Annotated in this window: 10 protein-coding genes; 4 read left to right on the forward strand and 6 right to left on the reverse strand. The window is 59.8% G+C overall.

The window, feature by feature from the left end; genetic code table 11:
- Positions 1-57 precede the first annotated feature (57 nt).
- The 5 genes from arfB to ACR0DH_RS17370 all read right to left on the reverse strand — a co-directional run bounded on the left by arfB (position 58) and on the right by ACR0DH_RS17370 (position 4,564).
- Positions 58-477: an alternative ribosome rescue aminoacyl-tRNA hydrolase ArfB gene (gene arfB, locus ACR0DH_RS17350; RefSeq protein ID WP_480550986.1), complete on the reverse strand. Its 420-nt coding sequence runs from the start codon at positions 475-477 to the stop codon at positions 58-60.
- A 263-nt stretch (positions 478-740) separates the two neighbouring features.
- Complete coding sequence (locus tag ACR0DH_RS17355; RefSeq protein WP_480550984.1) at positions 741-1,388, reverse strand: queuosine precursor transporter; 648 nt, start codon at positions 1,386-1,388, stop codon at positions 741-743.
- 91 nt (positions 1,389-1,479) lie between these two features.
- Positions 1,480-2,364: an esterase-like activity of phytase family protein gene (locus tag ACR0DH_RS17360; RefSeq protein ID WP_480550982.1), complete on the reverse strand. Its 885-nt coding sequence runs from the start codon at positions 2,362-2,364 to the stop codon at positions 1,480-1,482.
- Positions 2,337-3,200 carry a penicillin-insensitive murein endopeptidase gene (mepA, locus tag ACR0DH_RS17365; RefSeq protein WP_480550980.1) on the reverse strand — a complete coding sequence of 288 codons (864 nt, stop codon included), beginning with the start codon at positions 3,198-3,200 and terminating at the stop codon, positions 2,337-2,339. The genes ACR0DH_RS17360 and mepA overlap by 28 nt, the downstream gene beginning before the upstream one ends.
- A complete protein-coding gene (locus ACR0DH_RS17370; protein WP_480550978.1) occupies positions 3,197-4,564 on the reverse strand; it encodes an MFS transporter in 1,368 nt (455 codons plus the stop codon). Before ACR0DH_RS17370 ends, mepA begins: the two co-directional genes overlap by 4 nt.
- 130 nt (positions 4,565-4,694) lie before the next feature.
- On the opposite strand from ACR0DH_RS17370, the gene ACR0DH_RS17375 reads away from it, so the two are divergent.
- From ACR0DH_RS17375 to yaaA, 3 genes are all read left to right on the forward strand, one after another.
- Positions 4,695-4,982: a YggT family protein gene (locus tag ACR0DH_RS17375; RefSeq protein ID WP_170533946.1), complete on the forward strand. Its 288-nt coding sequence runs from the start codon at positions 4,695-4,697 to the stop codon at positions 4,980-4,982.
- A 78-nt stretch (positions 4,983-5,060) separates the two neighbouring features.
- The gene (recQ, locus tag ACR0DH_RS17380) at positions 5,061-7,100 is read left to right on the forward strand and encodes a DNA helicase RecQ (protein WP_480550976.1); all 2,040 of its coding nucleotides are present in this window, start codon (positions 5,061-5,063) and stop codon (positions 7,098-7,100) included.
- Positions 7,101-7,233: 133 nt separating this feature from the next.
- Positions 7,234-8,004 carry a peroxide stress protein YaaA gene (gene yaaA, locus ACR0DH_RS17385; RefSeq protein WP_480550974.1) on the forward strand — a complete coding sequence of 257 codons (771 nt, stop codon included), beginning with the start codon at positions 7,234-7,236 and terminating at the stop codon, positions 8,002-8,004.
- 82 nt (positions 8,005-8,086) lie between these two features.
- On the opposite strand, the gene ACR0DH_RS17390 is transcribed toward yaaA, so the two are convergent.
- On the reverse strand, positions 8,087-10,276 hold the full coding sequence (locus tag ACR0DH_RS17390) for a response regulator (protein WP_480550972.1): 2,190 nt from the start codon (positions 10,274-10,276) through the stop codon (positions 8,087-8,089).
- A 115-nt stretch (positions 10,277-10,391) separates the two neighbouring features.
- On the opposite strand from ACR0DH_RS17390, the gene ACR0DH_RS17395 reads away from it, so the two are divergent.
- Positions 10,392-15,815, forward strand: a complete 5,424-nt coding sequence (locus ACR0DH_RS17395) for an alpha-2-macroglobulin family protein (protein WP_480550970.1) — start codon at positions 10,392-10,394, stop codon at positions 15,813-15,815.
- Positions 15,816-15,830 lie beyond the last annotated feature (15 nt).

The raw sequence follows: 15,830 nt of genomic DNA on the forward strand, positions 1-15,830 counted from the left end.
GTTATCCTCCTGCCGCTTTTGCGGGTCAGAGTATCAACGGGTCGGCAAGATACCAGATCAATCTTCAGATACTTTCCCGCGCAGCGCCTTGACGTCGCCACGGGCCTTTTTCGCGGCCAGACGGCGTTTGACTGAGCCGTAGGTAGGCTTGGTGGCAATCCGCCGCTTGGGCTTGACCAGCGCCCTTGAAATCAACTCAGCCAATCGGGTGCGCGCGATCTCGCGGTTGCGGGCCTGAGAGCGGGTTTCCTCACATTGAATGATGATCGCCCCATCTTTGGTCCAGCGTCGCCCGGCCAGCCGTTTCAGGCGGTTCTTCACCTGCTCGGGCAGCGACGGTGAACGCGCGGCTTCGAACCGCAGCTCGACAGCGGTCGAGACCTTGTTGACATTCTGCCCGCCGGGACCGGAGGAGCGGACGAAGCTCTCGGTCATTTCCCAATCCTGTAGGATGATATCGTCGGTGATGCGCAACATGGGGCGGACCTTACAAGGCGTCAGGGAAAACAGAAAGGGCCGCCCCGGTGGGACGGCCCTTCGAAAGTTCAGGAGGTCGGGTCGGTTAGATCAATCGACCAGCCGGAGCGAGCGCTCCGCCAAGGGCTGCCCTAGCAGGCGATCCCCCCGGTTGTTCCGACACCTTTCTCCAATCTCTTTCTTGACACTGGATCACCTCCTTTTCTATCTGTTGCGGTTAACTTTGAGCCTGACACAAGATGCGCCATTCTCAAAGCACTTTTTTAGGCAGGCTGTGCAGCGGTCAGACGAGCGACGATCATCTTGAACGGGATCAGGGCAATCAGGGCCAGCGACAGCTTTACCAGCCAATCCGCGAAAGCCAGCGTCACCCAGAGCGGTGCCATTGGGCCGGACAGCATGAACGGCACAGGCTCCCACGCCCAGTTGATCGCGGCGTCAGCGTTTGCACCGAAGAAGGTGACCGAGGCCGAGAAGGCCAGCGTAAAGAAAATCGCCGTGTCCAGCGCCGATCCGACCAGCGTCGAAACCAGCGGTGCGCGCCACCAACGGCCACCGCGCAGCGAATTGAAGATGGTCACATCGGTCAGCTGCGCGATCAGGAAGGCGGTGCCTGACGCGACGGCGATCCGCAGTGGGACAGCGGCATAGGTGAACCCGTCGCCTTGCAGCATGATCTGACTGCCGATCAGCGAACAGATGATACCGGTGACAAACCCGGCAAACACGACCTTGCGGGCGGGACCCACGCCATAGACGCGGTTCATGATGTCAGTGACCAGAAAGGCCAGCGGATAGGTGAAAGCACCCCAGGTCAGCAATCCGTCAAGGATCAGGAACTGGACCAAAATGTTGGAGGCCACAACAATGGCGGCCATGGCAATAATGCCGGGAATATAAGAGCGTTGCATTTTCAGATGCCCGTTTTGACAAGGTAGCGGCGACTTGGCCAAGGGTTCATCCCAAGGCAAGCCGTGCGTTTAGACCTTTGCCCTGCACCTGTCAATCGGGCAGTAGATATTCGACCAGTTCGGTCTGTTGCAGCGCCAGAAAATTGTCGTCCGAGATCATCGTGGCGCGCAGCCGCCCTTGATCGTCACGCCAGACGGATAGGCCCTCCAGATTGTCATGCGTGCCTTTGCTGGTCTCAAACAGGATTTCCTCTGCTTCTGGGGTATCGCCAGAGACATCCCACCGCCGCAGTCGCGACCGAAACCCGGTAATGGAGGCCGTCCGCTCTAGCACATAGAACCGGCCATCGGGGCCGAAATCGGCTGCAACAGGTTGGAACTGACCACGTTGCGGCAGCACGAAAGGCGTCGACCAGGCCTTACCATCCCAGCGATAGACCGGGATATCACCATCTATTGTGCGACTCTTTTCGGTGAGCGTATACAGGCGGCCGGTGTCGTCGATCGCCAGCCCTTCGAACGATCCATTCCGCTCCAAATCATCAAAAGCGTTGGGGCGCGGCAAGACTCGGGCATTTGTCCCCGGTGCTGGGTAGTAGGCGACCCGGTGCACACCTTCGAAAGAGATGTAGAAACCACCATCCGGGGCCATCGCGATCCCTTCAGAATCGCCAGCATAGCCCAGCATGATGCGCCCGGTACTGGATAAGACCGGCCAATGACCCAGAATGCGAATGCCTGAGATCTGATCCCCGTCGCGGTCGACCCGCGCAGTTATCAAGGTCGCCCGGTCGCTGAGAACCGTCAGATGGCGCCCCATGTCAGACACATGGATCGCCGAGAATCCACCGAACCACGCGGCGTTGTCCCTCCAGACATAACTGCCAAGCTGGGCGGCGGTTTTGACCTCAACCGCCCAGACCGACCCGGCACACAGAGATGCAGCAATCAGTTTGACGACAAAACGGCGGCGCATTGCTTGGGCAAATCGGCCAGAACATATTCCCGGCGTTTCTTGGGGGCAGGCGCATTCGGGTTGGGTGGTGGTGGGTTAAGAATGTTGTTCACCCATTCCTGCGCCTGAGCGCAGCCATCACCCTTGGGGATCGGGTCCTGATTGACGCAGCCTTTTGACCCTCTGGGACAGTTCAGGCGCACGTGGAAATGATAGTGATGCCCCCACCAAGGCCTGATCTTGCGCAGGTAAGCACGGTTGCCTTTCTCATCCTTGCACATCTGAACCTTGGCCCCGGGGAAGACAAAAATCCGCGCCACGCGCTTGTCTTTCGCTGCTGCGCGCAGCACAGCGTGGTGTTGTTTCGTCCAGTTGTTGTTCACGAACGCCCCGTTCGAGCGGCGCAGGGAAATGGATGAGAGATTTTCGCGTGCTTTGCGGCTCAGGCGCATATCGCCCCCTGGCAGCATCCAGATATCGATATCCAGACCCAGTTGATGAGACCGATGACCCGATGTCATCGGCCCGCCCCTTGGCTGGCTGATATCCCCGACATAAAGGCCATTCCACCCCGGTTGCTTTGCGGCAAACCGGCTGAGGTCCTGCACATAGTCTATCGCAACAGGATGCCCCCAGTTTCGGTTGCGCGACAGGCGCATGGCCTGCCATGTCGGCCCGGTTTCGGGCAATTGCACCGATCCAGCCGCGCATCCGCGCGAATAACTGCCGAATGCGGCTGGTTTTTGCTGTGAGTTAACCCGTTTCGCCCCAAACAGCTGTTTCGCCAAAGGTTCGGCCGTCGCCGTGCTTGCCAGTGCAAGTGCGGCCAAAGCGATTAAAAAACGTCGTAAAATCATCTGCTCTGATCCCCTTCAGGTTTCACCCAGCGCATCAGTATGAGACCCAGAATAAACAACAGTATGATGGGTGACACCCCCAGTCTTGCACTGCCGGTCACAGCTGTTGCAATCCCGATCAGAAGGGGTGCGGCAAAGGCCGTGGCGCGGCCCGACAGGCCATAAAGCCCAAAGCTTTCGACCGGGGTTTTAGGATCGGTATGGCGCACCATCATCGACCGGCTGGCCGATTGCAGGATACCGCCCATGCCGCCGATCAGCACACCGCAACCAAAGAAGACCAGATCTGGCAGGTCGGACCCTTCGGGCAGCGAAATGCCGTAGATCTGCGTTCGGTCCATCAAAACAACGGTCACACACACAAAGATCAGAACCCAGATCGCAACGAGTATGACCGGTTTAGGGCCGAATTTCTTATCCATCTTGCCACCGATCCAAGCGAAGATCGCCGAGGCCAAAACGCTGACAATGCCAAACACACCGATCTTGATCAGGTCCCATTCCAGCACCAAGCGGGCATAGACGCCGCCAAAGCTGTAAAGCCCGTTTAGCGCATCGCGGTAGAACATGGACGAGCCCAGATAGCTGGCCAGGCTCAGGCGATGGCGCAGGTTCGAAATAGATTTGGCAAGCAGGCTCAGCGCTTCGCCCATACTGCCCTTTTTGTCCGTCGGTGCGTCATCACGCACCCACAGAAAATACGGCACCATGAACAGGAGGAACCATCCAGCCGTGAACGGCCCGACAAAGCGTGTGCCCTGCTGTTGCGCCGCATCCAGCCCAAACAGCGGGTCCATCCCGATCAGCGTCTTGCCGTTGGGCTGTTCCACAAACAGCGCCAGCATAATCGCCAGAGAGATCAGACCGCCGAAATAGCCAAAGGCAAATCCCGAACCGGAAATCTCGCCCACTTCACTGTCGTCCCCCAGATCGGGCAGCTGAGAGTTGACGAAGATCAGCGCATATTCCGCGCCCACGAAACCAAGGCCAAAAGCCGACAGCATCAGCCACATGTTCGACCCGTCGGGCATTGTGTACCACAGCGCCGCCGAACCCACCGCATACATCACCGAAAAGCAGAAAATCCAAGGAATCCGCCGCCCCGACACATCTGCCATTGCCCCCAGTAGTGGGGCACCAAAGGCGATGATCAATCCGGTGATGGTCAAGCAATTCGCCCAGACGGTTTGTGCTTGCGCAGCGGCGGCTTCAGCATCCAAACCCGTGCCCGAATAGTAGCCAGCCGCCACCCCGGCGAAATAGGGACCAAAAACAAAGGTCACCAACAAAGTGTGATAGGGCTGACTGGCCCAATCAAAGAACCACCAGCCCCAAATGCGCTTCCGCCTGGAAATCTCTGCCATCTCTGCCCCTGTTGTTCTTTGACGTCATAAGACGGGCGTTTCACCCATTTCGCAAGCTTTCAGTTGGCGCAGACTTGCTCTTTGACGCCGGGGCGCTTACGTCTCAGCCGGTGAAAGAACGGAGTGCCCGATGCAGTCTCTATACCAAATCTTGCAAATGTTGCTGAGCGTTGTCTGGTTCATTGTGATCGCCCATGTGATCATGAGCTGGCTGATCAACTTTCAGGTGCTTAATCTTCACCAACAACTTGTTGCGCAGATCTGGTACGGCCTGAACCGCTTGCTCGAACCGATCTACGCGCCAATTCGACGCCTGTTGCCACCAATGGGCGGGTTGGACTTGGCGCCGTTGATCGTGCTGCTTGGTGTTTTTTCCCTACGCATCATCTTGGCCAACAATGCCGCGTTCTTCTACTGACATCTTGTTCACCGAATCTTAGTATGTGATTGTCCTGTCTTAAGAGCAGATAAATCTTAAAACAGGGCCACCCCGCAGATGTTCGACTCCGCGCCTTTGCTGCGAGATGTCTTTGGATTCGACGCCTTCCGCCCCGGGCAGGAGGAGATCGTCGATGCCGTGACCGCTGGCGAAAACGTGTTGGCGATCATGCCGACGGGCGGCGGGAAATCCCTATGCTTCCAATTGCCTGCCCTGCTGCGCGACGGGGTGACGGTGGTGATCTCTCCTCTGATCGCCCTGATGCGCGATCAGGTGCGCGGGTTGCAGGAAGCAGGGGTTGAGGCAGGCGCTCTGACCTCGGGCAACACCCCAGAAGAAACTGATGCGGTGTGGGAGGCGTTGGAGGCCGGTCGGTTGAAACTCCTCTACATGGCCCCAGAACGTCTGGCGGCCGGGTCCGCGTTAGGGATGCTGCGGCGGATCAATGTCAACCTGATCGCCGTGGATGAGGCGCATTGCGTCAGCCAATGGGGTCACGATTTCCGGCCCGACTATCTGCGGATCGGAGAGCTGCGCCGCGCCCTGAACGTGCCTCTGGCCGCGTTCACCGCCACAGCGGATGCAGAAACGCAGGACGAGATCGTCGAAAAGCTGTTCGACGGGACCGCGCCGCGCAAGTTCCTGCGTGGTTTCGATCGGCCCAATATCCATCTGGCCTTTGCCGCAAAGGACGGGCCTCGCAAACAGATCCTCGATTTTGCTGCCGCGCGCAAAGGGCAATCGGGCATCGTCTATTGCGGCACCCGCAACAAGACAGAGGTGCTGGCGCAAGCCCTGCGCGCGGAAGGGCACATCGCCTGTCATTATCATGGCGGCATGGACCCTGATGACCGTCGCATCGTCGAAACACGCTTTGCCCGCGAGGACGGTTTGATCGTGGTGGCCACCGTGGCATTTGGGATGGGGATCGACAAGCCCGACATCCGTTGGGTCGCCCATGCGGACCTGCCCAAATCCATCGAAGCCTATTATCAAGAGATCGGACGTGCAGGCCGCGATGGTGGCCCGGCCGAAACGCTCACGTTGTTCGGCCCCGACGACATCCGCCTGCGCCGGTCGCAGATCGATGAAGGGCTGGCCCCGTCTGAAAGGCGCATGGCCGATCACGCGCGTTTGAATGCACTGCTGGGGTTGGCTGAAGCTTTGAAGTGTCGCCGTCAAACCCTGCTGGGCTATTTCGGAGAACAGGCCGAACCCTGCGGCAAATGCGATCTGTGCGATACCCCGCCTGAGGTTTTCGATGGCACGACACCGGTGCGCATGGCCCTATCTGCGATCTTGCGCACTGAGGAATGGTTCGGTTCAGGCCATCTGATCGACATTCTTTTGGGCAATGAAACTGACAAAACACGCGCGCGCCGCCATGACACGTTGTCCACTTGGGGGATCGGCAAGGACTGGTCCCGACCACAATGGCAAGCGATCTTCCGGCAGATGATGGGGCATGATCTGGTGCGCCCCGACCCCGAACGCCACGGCGCGCTGCGTATGACCGAGGCAGCGAAACCCATCCTGAAGGGTGAGGCGCAGATTGATCTGCGCAAAGACACGATCCGCAAAGCCACGCGCCGTCCTGCGGTCAAGGCGATGGTGACCGAGGAAGACGCGCCATTGCTGAGCGCGCTCAAAGCCAAACGCCGGGCCTTGGCGGAATCCGCTCGTGTTCCGGCTTATGTCATCTTCCCGGATCGAACCCTGATCGAAATGGCCGAAAAGCGCCCGATGACGCTGGATGATATGGCCCGGATTGGCGGGGTCGGTGCGAAGAAGCTGGAACGCTATGGCGACACGTTTCTTGAGGTAATCGCGGGCGAGGCCGCTGCAGTTCACCCCGCGCGCCGCAAATTGGCGGGCCGAGATCAGGGTGAGATTTATGACCGTTTGCTAGAGGTACAGTCCCAGTTGTCACGTGGTCCGGATGGAATCGACAAACCACTGACTTGCTCTGCCTCGCAACTGGCGAAGGTGGCGCAGCTACGCCCGGATGACCCGCGCGGGATCGAACAGGTGCTGGGCGACCGCCGTCACGAAAGGTTTGGTGCGGCCTTTCTGGACGTGCTGAGGGATGCGAGCTAGGTCGTTTCGCGTTTCAATGGCGTCTAAAGACGCTGCCTCTCCCTGCGGTCGACCGCGCCTTTCGACAAAAGCTCTTTTGGTAAAACGCAAAACGACCTAGATACCGCAGGACAGGCAAGGAAAGAGGGCGGATATGCTGGTAGTGATTTCCCCGGCCAAGCGGCTGGACTGGGCAGAGCGGGATGTTGAGGTCACGTCACCCGATTTTCAGGACGACGCAATCCGACTGTCAAAAACCACCCGCAACCTAACCCTTGGCGATCTGAAAAAGCTGATGGACCTCAGTGATGATCTGGCGCGTCTGAACCGCGACCGCTATCGCGCCTTTGCCGACGCGCCTGAGGCTGACACCACCCGCCCCGCCGCGCTGGCGTTTGCTGGCGACACCTATCAGGGGCTTGAAGCTGCGTCACTGGATGCGGATGAGATGGCCTGGGCGCAGGATCACCTGCGCATTCTGTCCGGCCTCTATGGCGTGTTGCGCCCCTTGGATGCAATTCAACCTTATCGATTGGAGATGGGCAGCAAACTGAAGACGCGCCGTGGCAAAAACCTTTATGAATATTGGCGCGACCAGCTGAGCAAGGCGCTGAATACGCAGGCCGAAGAGGTTGGCAGCGGTATTCTAGTCAATTGCGCCAGTCAGGAGTATTTTGGCGCAGTGGACCTGAAAGCCCTGAAACTACGCGTCATCACGCCGGTCTTTATGGAAGACAAGGCGGGCAGCCCGAAAATCGTGAGCTTCTTTGCAAAGAAAGCCCGCGGTGCGATGGCGCGATACATTGTTCAACACCGCCTGACCGATCCGCAGGCGTTGCTGGAGTTTGACAGCGGTGGATATGCTTATCGTGCGGATTTGTCGGAGGCGGACAAACCGGTTTTTGTACGGCCTTATCAGGCCTGATACGTCGGGCAAGCGGTTGGAGCGAGGGGCCAGCCCCTCGCGCTCCCCGAGGTATTTTTGAACAGAAGAATGCGAGGCAATTTCAGTCCGTTTCAGGTGTGATCGGAGCAACGCCACCGGGGAGATGATCCAGGATCATCTGATGGATCAACTTTTTATGCAGCGGTTTGGTCAGGTAGTGATCAAGCCCCGCTGACAGAATACCTTGATCATCCCCCGCCATGGCATGGGCAGTCAGCGCGACGATAGGCACATGCCGCCCGGTTTCAATCTCTTGCCTGCGGATCTCAGCGGTGGCCTGTTTGCCATCCATTTTCGGCATCGAAATATCCATGAAGATCAAGTCGGGGGTAAAATCGTGATAGGCCTCAACCGCCTCGATCCCGTTTCCGGCAAAGCGCAGTTCGATATTCAGATCCTTTACCATCTTCTTCAGGATCAGTTGGTTGGTGCGATTGTCCTCGGCTGCCAGAACACGCATCAACCTGCCCCCTTCGGCGCGGAGTTCGGGGTCTGGCTCGGCTGAGGGGTCGGGGTTGAGCGCCGCGCTGCCCAGTGCGATCAGGCGGCTATACAGTTCGGAGCGAGGGATGGGTTTTTGCAAAACGCCTTCGATCAGCTGCCGGGCGGGATTGGCGTGGATGACACCCGGATTGGCTGACATGATCACCAGTGGTAGATCGGCCCAACCGCGATTTTTCAGCGTTGTTGCCAATTCCAGCCCGTCCATATCTGGTAGATCGTGATCGCAAAGGATCAGATCGATCGATCGATCCAGTTTTGACAGCGCTTCGCTACCTGATGCGCAGACGGTGACCTTAGCGCCCATCCGGCTGAGTTGTTTTTCAAGGATCGCCCGGTTCACGGCCAGATCCTCGACCACCATGACGTTCTTCAGACGTCCGTCCAGATCAGGCGGCACGGGTTGCGGACCTTCCGCTGCAGGCAGAGAGATACGGAACCCAAAGCACGAGCCCTGCCCCAGCTCACTTTCTACCCAGACCGTGCCGCCCATCATCGTGATCAGACGTTTGGTGATGGCCAGGCCCAGACCTGTGCCCTCAAACTGGCGGTTGCGTTCGTCTTCGACCTGATTGAACTCTCCAAAAATATGCCCGATTTTGTCGGCTTCGATCCCGATCCCGGTATCCTCGATCGCAATGTGGATGTCGCAGTGCTGCTGATCGGGATGGGGCACGCCGGTGACGCGGATCAGCACATGCCCTTCGGTCGTGAACTTGACTGCATTGCCCACCAGGTTGGTCAGCACCTGCCGCACCCGCCCCGGATCACCGACAAAAAGCGTGGGCAGGAACAGGTCATAATCCACCAGCAGGGTCAGGCCTTTGTCGCGCACGCTGGGCTGCAACAGCATCGCAACCTCAAGAATACAGCGTTCCAGATCGAACTTTTCAGGATGCAGGATCAGCTTGTCGGCTTCGATTTTCGAGTAATCCAGAACATCGTTGATAATGACCAGCAAAGCCTCACCTGAGTTGCGGATCGTATTGACGTAAAGGCGTTGTTCTTCGTCCATCGGCGTCTCGGAGAGCAACTCGGTCATGCCGACGATACCGTTCATCGGCGTGCGAATCTCATGGCTCATATTCGCAAGGAAAGCCGATTTGGCGCGGTTCGCAGCTTCGGCCCTGTCGCGGGCGGCCTGCAACTCGGCCTCATGCCGTACCGAGGCGGTGATGTTCAGCGCCAGGCTCACCACATCGCCCCCGCTGCCGCGTTGGTCGATCAGGCGGATGTACTGGCCGTTCCACAGCTGGACCACCTCGGGCGGAGGGTTGGAACGCGTCCAACGCCTTTGCATACGGGAACACCATTCGGTTGCGCTTTCCCGACCAATATCCACAATCCCTTCGCTGGTCAGCAGCTCCAGAATACGCATGTATGAGATACCCGGCGTGACCTCATCCAACCCTTCGAACACGCTCAGATAGGAGGTATTGGCACTGATTAGCCGGCTGCCGCCATCAAAAAAGGCAAACCCGTCCTGAATGGTCTGGATCGAATGCCACAAGCGCCGTTCAGCCACTTCGATCTTGGCATTGGCGACCGTCAGGTCGGATTTGACCTTTTCATTCTCGTCCCGGACCGTCTCAACCTCGGCCTGGGTTTCGCCAATGCGCTTGGTCAGGGCCATGGCGTGGCGACCCAACTTGCGATTGGCCGAGGACAATTCCGCCTGTTTCAGTTCCAGCATCCGCTCGGCCGCAAGGCGCGCGCGTCGTTCTTGTGCCAGCTTCTGTGCAAGACTCATTGCGTTCGATCCCGTTCGTTCCATGCGCAGCATCCCGCCAACCGGTGAAAAAGTGTTTAAGCCGTTGCGTGACTGGCAGGCCGCGTGCGAGGCTACGTTGGAATAGGAGGTCGTCATGCACCGCTTTGTTTTGATTTCAATTGCTTACATCATTTCGTTCCTGATCCTGCCGATAGCGTCCTTTGCCCAAACCGCAATTCCTGAATTTCGCTATGTCACCACGCGGGATGCTGATTTCTATGGCTCGGATCTGGATGCGCTGTTCGATACAGATCTGGCGTCCTGCATTCGGGCCTGCTCGGCCAATCAAAGCTGTACGGCCTTTACCTATAACACCCGGTCGGATGCCTGTTTTCCCAAAAGCGGCGTCAACCGACAGGAAGAGTATCAGGGCGCTTTATCAGCGCAGAAAGTTCCAACCTCGGATCAGATCCTAATATTGGGGAAAACGCGGACTGAGGCGCTGGACTTCCTTAGTCGGAAAGACCTTAACCGAGCGGCAAAACAGGCCCGGGACCTGGGGTTTACTCACAACGCGGGGGGCCGCGATCTGCAGACTTTGCTGGAGGCCGCGCGAACCGCCGAAAACAATCGCTTGGCGATGCTGTGGACCGGGGCCGGCGTATCGCTGAGCGACGCGCCGGACCTGTGGGTCGAATATGCCCGGTTGCTGCAGGTCGCCAATCCGCCCGCGAATGGCAGTCGATTTGAACAGCGTCAGCGCGCGGTCGATGCCGCAATCAACGGGTATCTTCGGGCCGATGCACCGGCCACACAGATTGCCGCCCTGATGACACTTGCCAACGCGCTGGAAGCCGTGGATCGCGGGCGCGACATGGTCTCGGCCCTGCGGCTGGCCGAACAGGTGCAACCGCGCGAGGATGTGCTGGCCGCCCTGGACCACGCCATTGGAAAGTATGGCTTTCGTGTCATCGACAGTACCGTTGAAAGCAACGCCGCCGCGCCGCGCATCTGCGTTGAATTTTCCGAGCCTCTGGTCAAGGCCGGGGTCGACTATGACCCGTATGTGCAGCGCAGCGATGAGGGGCTGGTGGTTCAACTGGACGGCAAATCCCTGTGCGTCGATGGCGTGGCCCACGGTCAGCGCTATCGCCTTGCGTTGCGTGAGGGGCTTCCTGCCGCATCCGGAGAGGTTCTGAACCGCACGGTTGAGCTGACGCATTATGTGCGAGACCGCGCGCCATCGGTTCGGTTTCCGGGCCGCAGTTATGTTTTGCCCAAGGCCGCAGATGCCGCGCTGCCGGTTGAAACCGTCAACACGCCGACGCTGGACCTGACCCTGCGGCGCGTCAGTGACCGCAACCTGATCCGCGCGGTGCAGCAGGATTTCTTTGGCCGTCCGCTCAGCGAGTGGCAGGAACGGGCGTTCTCGGATGAAATCGCCGAGGATATCTGGAGCGGAACCGCCGAAGTTGCGAACCAGCTGAACCAGACCATGACCGCCCGCCTGCCCATGGCTGAAGCGATTGCCGATCAACCAGCCGGAATCTATGCGCTAACAGCGCGCGTACCGGGGGCTGATCCCTACGACGATCCCGGCGCGACCCAGTGGTTTGTGCTGACCGACCTGGGGATCAGCACTGCGCTGGGCATCGATGGGCTGCATGTCACTGTGCGTGGGTTGGCAGACGCCATGCCGAGGGAGGGGATCGATGTTTCGCTGATCTCAAACGCCAATGCGGTGATTGCCAAAGGTCAGACCGATGGCGGCGGCTATATTCGGTTCGAACCCGGTCTGACACGCGGTACGGGCGGCAGCGCGCCTGCGCTGGTTATGGTATCCAATGGCGACGCGGATTTCAGCTTTCTGTCCCTGACCGACCCGGCCTTTGACCTGTCGGATCGCGGGGTCGAGGGGCGCGCACCTGCCGGACCCGTCGATGTGTTCCTGACGACCGACCGTGGGGCCTATCGCGCTGGTGAGGTAATTCATGTCACCGCCCTGTCGCGGGACAGCACCGCGCAGGCGATTGACGGCCTGCCGCTGACAGTGATCCTGTCTCGCCCGGATGGGGTTGAATATCGACGCGCCGTCTCAGATGGCGGGGTTGCTGGTGGGCACGTCTTTGCCCTGCCCGTTGCCGCAGATGTACCGCGTGGGGCGTGGAAAATCGAGGTCAAATCTGACCCCAAAGGCGATGCACTGGCCCGCCAGACCATTCTGGTCGAAGACTTTTTGCCCGAACGCATCGACTTTGACCTGTCGCTGCCGGATGCGCCGTTGCGCCCGGGCGACACGCCTCCCTTGCAGATCGACGCGCGGTATCTGTTCGGCGCGCCTGGGTCGGATCTGAGCATTGATGGTCAGGTGATCGCCCGCCCTGCTAACACCGTTCCCGGCTATGAGGCGTATCGCTTTGGCCGCTACGATGCCGAGACATCAACCCGCAGCAGCTATTTCGGCGATGCCCGCACCGACGCAGCGGGACAAGCCACCATTGCCGTGGAAATCCCCGTGTTAGAGACTGATGGTGCACCCGTCGAGGCTGTGGTCATTGCGCGCCTTGCCGATGGATCGGGCCGCCCGGTCGAACGCCGCCTGACCGCGCCTGTGCAATCTGCGCAGGCGATGATCGGGGTCAGACCACTCTTTGAGGATGTGCTGCAACAGGGTACCGAGGCGGCGTTTCAGATCATCGGTCTGTCACCCGATCTGACGCCGGAACCCATGCGCCTGCGCTGGACGCTGAACAAGGTCGAGACCCGCTATCAATGGTATCAGCTTTATGGAAACTGGAATTGGGAACCGACCACGCGTCGCACGCGCATCGCCACCGGCGAGATTGAGACGACAGCAGACCCGATAAACCTGTCGCAACCTGTCGATTGGGGTCATTATGAGCTGGTCGTCCAGCGCCTGGATGGCGCTTACGCGGAAACGGCGGTCGAGTTCTCCGCGGGTTGGTATCAGGCCGCGGATGCCTCGGTCTCACCCGACCGGCTTGAGATGTCGCTGGACCGCAACAGCTATCGCCCCGGTGAGACCGCGCAGCTGCGCATCGTTCCTCGGATGGCCGGAGTGGCGCAAATTGAGGTTCTATCCAACCGGGTAATCCATCGCCAGATGGTCGAGGTGTCCGAAGGCGAAACCGTGATCCCGCTCGAGGTGAACGAGGACTGGGGTGCAGGTGCCTATGTCACCGCAACAGTGATCCGCCCAATGGATGTCGCCGATGGCCAGAACCCTGCGCGCGCCATGGGCGTGGCCCATGCAACGGTCGAACCGGTGGGCCGTACACTGGAGGTGGCAATTGACGTGCCCAGTGTGACCTCACCTCGACAAGCGCAAAAGGCTATTGTTAGGGTCGAAAATACTCGCGAGGACGATCCTGTTTGGCTGAGTTTGGCCGCTGTGGACGTGGGTATCCTGAACCTGACCGGGTTCGAAAGCCCGGACCCGCAGGGCTACTATTTTGGCCAGCGACGTCTGGGCGTTGATCTGCGAGATGTTTATGGTCGATTGATCGACGGTATGAACGGCGCGATGGGAACCGTGCGTTCGGGCGGAGACAGTTCGGGAATGCGGCGGCAATCCCCTCCGCCAACACAGGACCTGATGGCTGTGTTCAGCGGGCCGGTTCAGGTCGACGCCAACGGCGAGGTCGAAATCGACATCCCGCTGCCCGCCTTTAACGGCTCCGTGCGCCTGATGGCGGTGGCCTGGTCCAACGCCGCCGTAGGTCAGGCCGAGGCCGAAATGATCGTCCGCGACCCGGTTGTTGTCACCGCCAGCCTGCCGCGTTTTCTGGCCCCCGGCGATGAAAGCCGGATGTTGCTGGAGGTCGTGCATGCCGATGGCCCCTCGGGCGAAATGGCGTTGGGGCTGACATCCTCTGCCAGATTGGAACTGGGCGATGCACCCACCAGCTTTGTCCTGGACGAAGGCGGCAGGGCGACATTCGAAATCCCCATCCGCGCTCTTGCGGTCGGAGACCCGGAGGTCAGCGTTGCAATCTCGACACCGGATGGACGTGATCTGGAACAGACCCTGCGGATGCCAATCCGCGCAAATGACCCTGTTGTGGCTCAAACACGGCGGTTTTCGCTGGGTGAAGGCGACAGCTTCCTGTTCACGCAGGATGTCTTTGACGGCTTCCAACCGGGATCGGCCAAGGCGATCCTCTCCGCAGGCGCTTTGGCGAGGTTCGACACGCCCGGCCTGTTGGATCAGTTGAACCGCTACCCCTATGGCTGCACCGAGCAGATCACCAGCAAGGCGCTGCCGCTGCTCTATCTGTCATCGGTCGCGCAGGCGACCGGGCTGGGCGATGGGCCGCTGGTGGATCAGCGCATCAACGACTCGATCCGCAGCATCCTGACGCGGCAATCGTCGAACGGTGCTTTCGGCCTCTGGCGCGCGAACAGTGGGGATTTCTGGCTGGACGCTTATGTCACCGACTTCCTGTCGCGCGCCCGTGCACAAGGTCACGCAGTACCCGACCGGGCCTTTGCACAGGCCATGGATAACCTGCGCAACCGCATCAACTATGCCCCCGACTTCGACAAGGGTGGTCAGGACATTGCCTACGCTCTGATGGTGCTCGCGCGTGAAGGAGCCGCCTCGATGGGAGACCTGCGGTATTATGCCGACGCCAAGGGGGACGCATTCGATACCCCACTGGCAGCGGCGCAATTGGGAGCCGCTCTGGCGTCATACGGCGATCAGACCCGCGCGGATGCCATGTTCACCCGTGCGGCCCAAATACTGGACCAACGACCTGAACAAGGGCAATCCCTCTGGCGTGCGGATTATGGCACCAATTTGCGCGATGCTGCCGGTCTACTGACGCTGGCTGTGAATGCGGGCAGTCAGGCTGTGGACCGCAACGCCCTGATCCAGCGTGTCAGCGCTGGCAGGCAGTATCTGTCCACGCAAGAGGCCTCTTGGTCGCTGCTGGCCGCCCATGCGCTGGTCTCGGACCCGTCCGGGTCTGGGTTGAGTGTGAATGGCGCTCCGGTCTCAGGCCCATTTGTTCAGGTTCTGGAAAGCGTGCTGGCGGATGAGTTGAACATCACCGCCACGGACGCGAACCCAACCGACATCACCCTGACCGTCACGGGCATTCCGACCATACAGCCGCAGGCGGGCGGCACCGGCTATGCGATCGACCGGGCCTACTATTCGATGGACGGCGATCCGCTTGACCCGACCTCGTTCACCACTGGCGACCGGTTCGTCACCGTTCTGACGGTCACGCCCTTTGAAAATGGCGGCGCGAGGCTGATGGTGGATGATCCGCTGGCCGCCGGTATCGAGATCGACAACCCAAGCCTGCTGCGCTCAGGCGATGTGCGGGCGCTGGACTGGTTGGACCTGTCTGAGGCCAGACATACCGAGTTCCGCTCGGACCGTTTCCTGGCGGCTGTTGATCTGTCCGGCGGCGAGACTGTGACGCTGGCCTATGTTGCCCGCGCGGTCACGCCCGGCACCTTCCACCACCCGGCAGCATCGGTCGAGGACATGTATCGCCCGCAAAACCGTGCTCGGACCGAGACGGGTCGGGTCGAAGTTAAGTGATCCCGCGTCAAGCAT

The sequence above is a fragment of the Ruegeria sp. I1 genome (genome assembly GCF_056532675.1).

Coding starts and splice junctions, on each gene's coding strand:
- ACR0DH_RS17375 (WP_170533946.1), top strand. CDS start 4,695: ATGCAGTCTCTATACCAAATCTTGCAAATGTTGCTGAGCGTTGTCTGG.
- ACR0DH_RS17390 (WP_480550972.1), bottom strand. CDS start 10,276: ATGAGTCTTGCACAGAAGCTGGCACAAGAACGACGCGCGCGCCTTGCG.
- ACR0DH_RS17360 (WP_480550982.1), bottom strand. CDS start 2,364: ATGCGCCGCCGTTTTGTCGTCAAACTGATTGCTGCATCTCTGTGTGCC.
- yaaA (WP_480550974.1), top strand. CDS start 7,234: ATGCTGGTAGTGATTTCCCCGGCCAAGCGGCTGGACTGGGCAGAGCGG.
- ACR0DH_RS17355 (WP_480550984.1), bottom strand. CDS start 1,388: ATGCAACGCTCTTATATTCCCGGCATTATTGCCATGGCCGCCATTGTT.
- mepA (WP_480550980.1), bottom strand. CDS start 3,200: ATGATTTTACGACGTTTTTTAATCGCTTTGGCCGCACTTGCACTGGCA.
- arfB (WP_480550986.1), bottom strand. CDS start 477: ATGTTGCGCATCACCGACGATATCATCCTACAGGATTGGGAAATGACC.
- ACR0DH_RS17395 (WP_480550970.1), top strand. CDS start 10,392: ATGCACCGCTTTGTTTTGATTTCAATTGCTTACATCATTTCGTTCCTG.
- recQ (WP_480550976.1), top strand. CDS start 5,061: ATGTTCGACTCCGCGCCTTTGCTGCGAGATGTCTTTGGATTCGACGCC.
- ACR0DH_RS17370 (WP_480550978.1), bottom strand. CDS start 4,564: ATGGCAGAGATTTCCAGGCGGAAGCGCATTTGGGGCTGGTGGTTCTTT.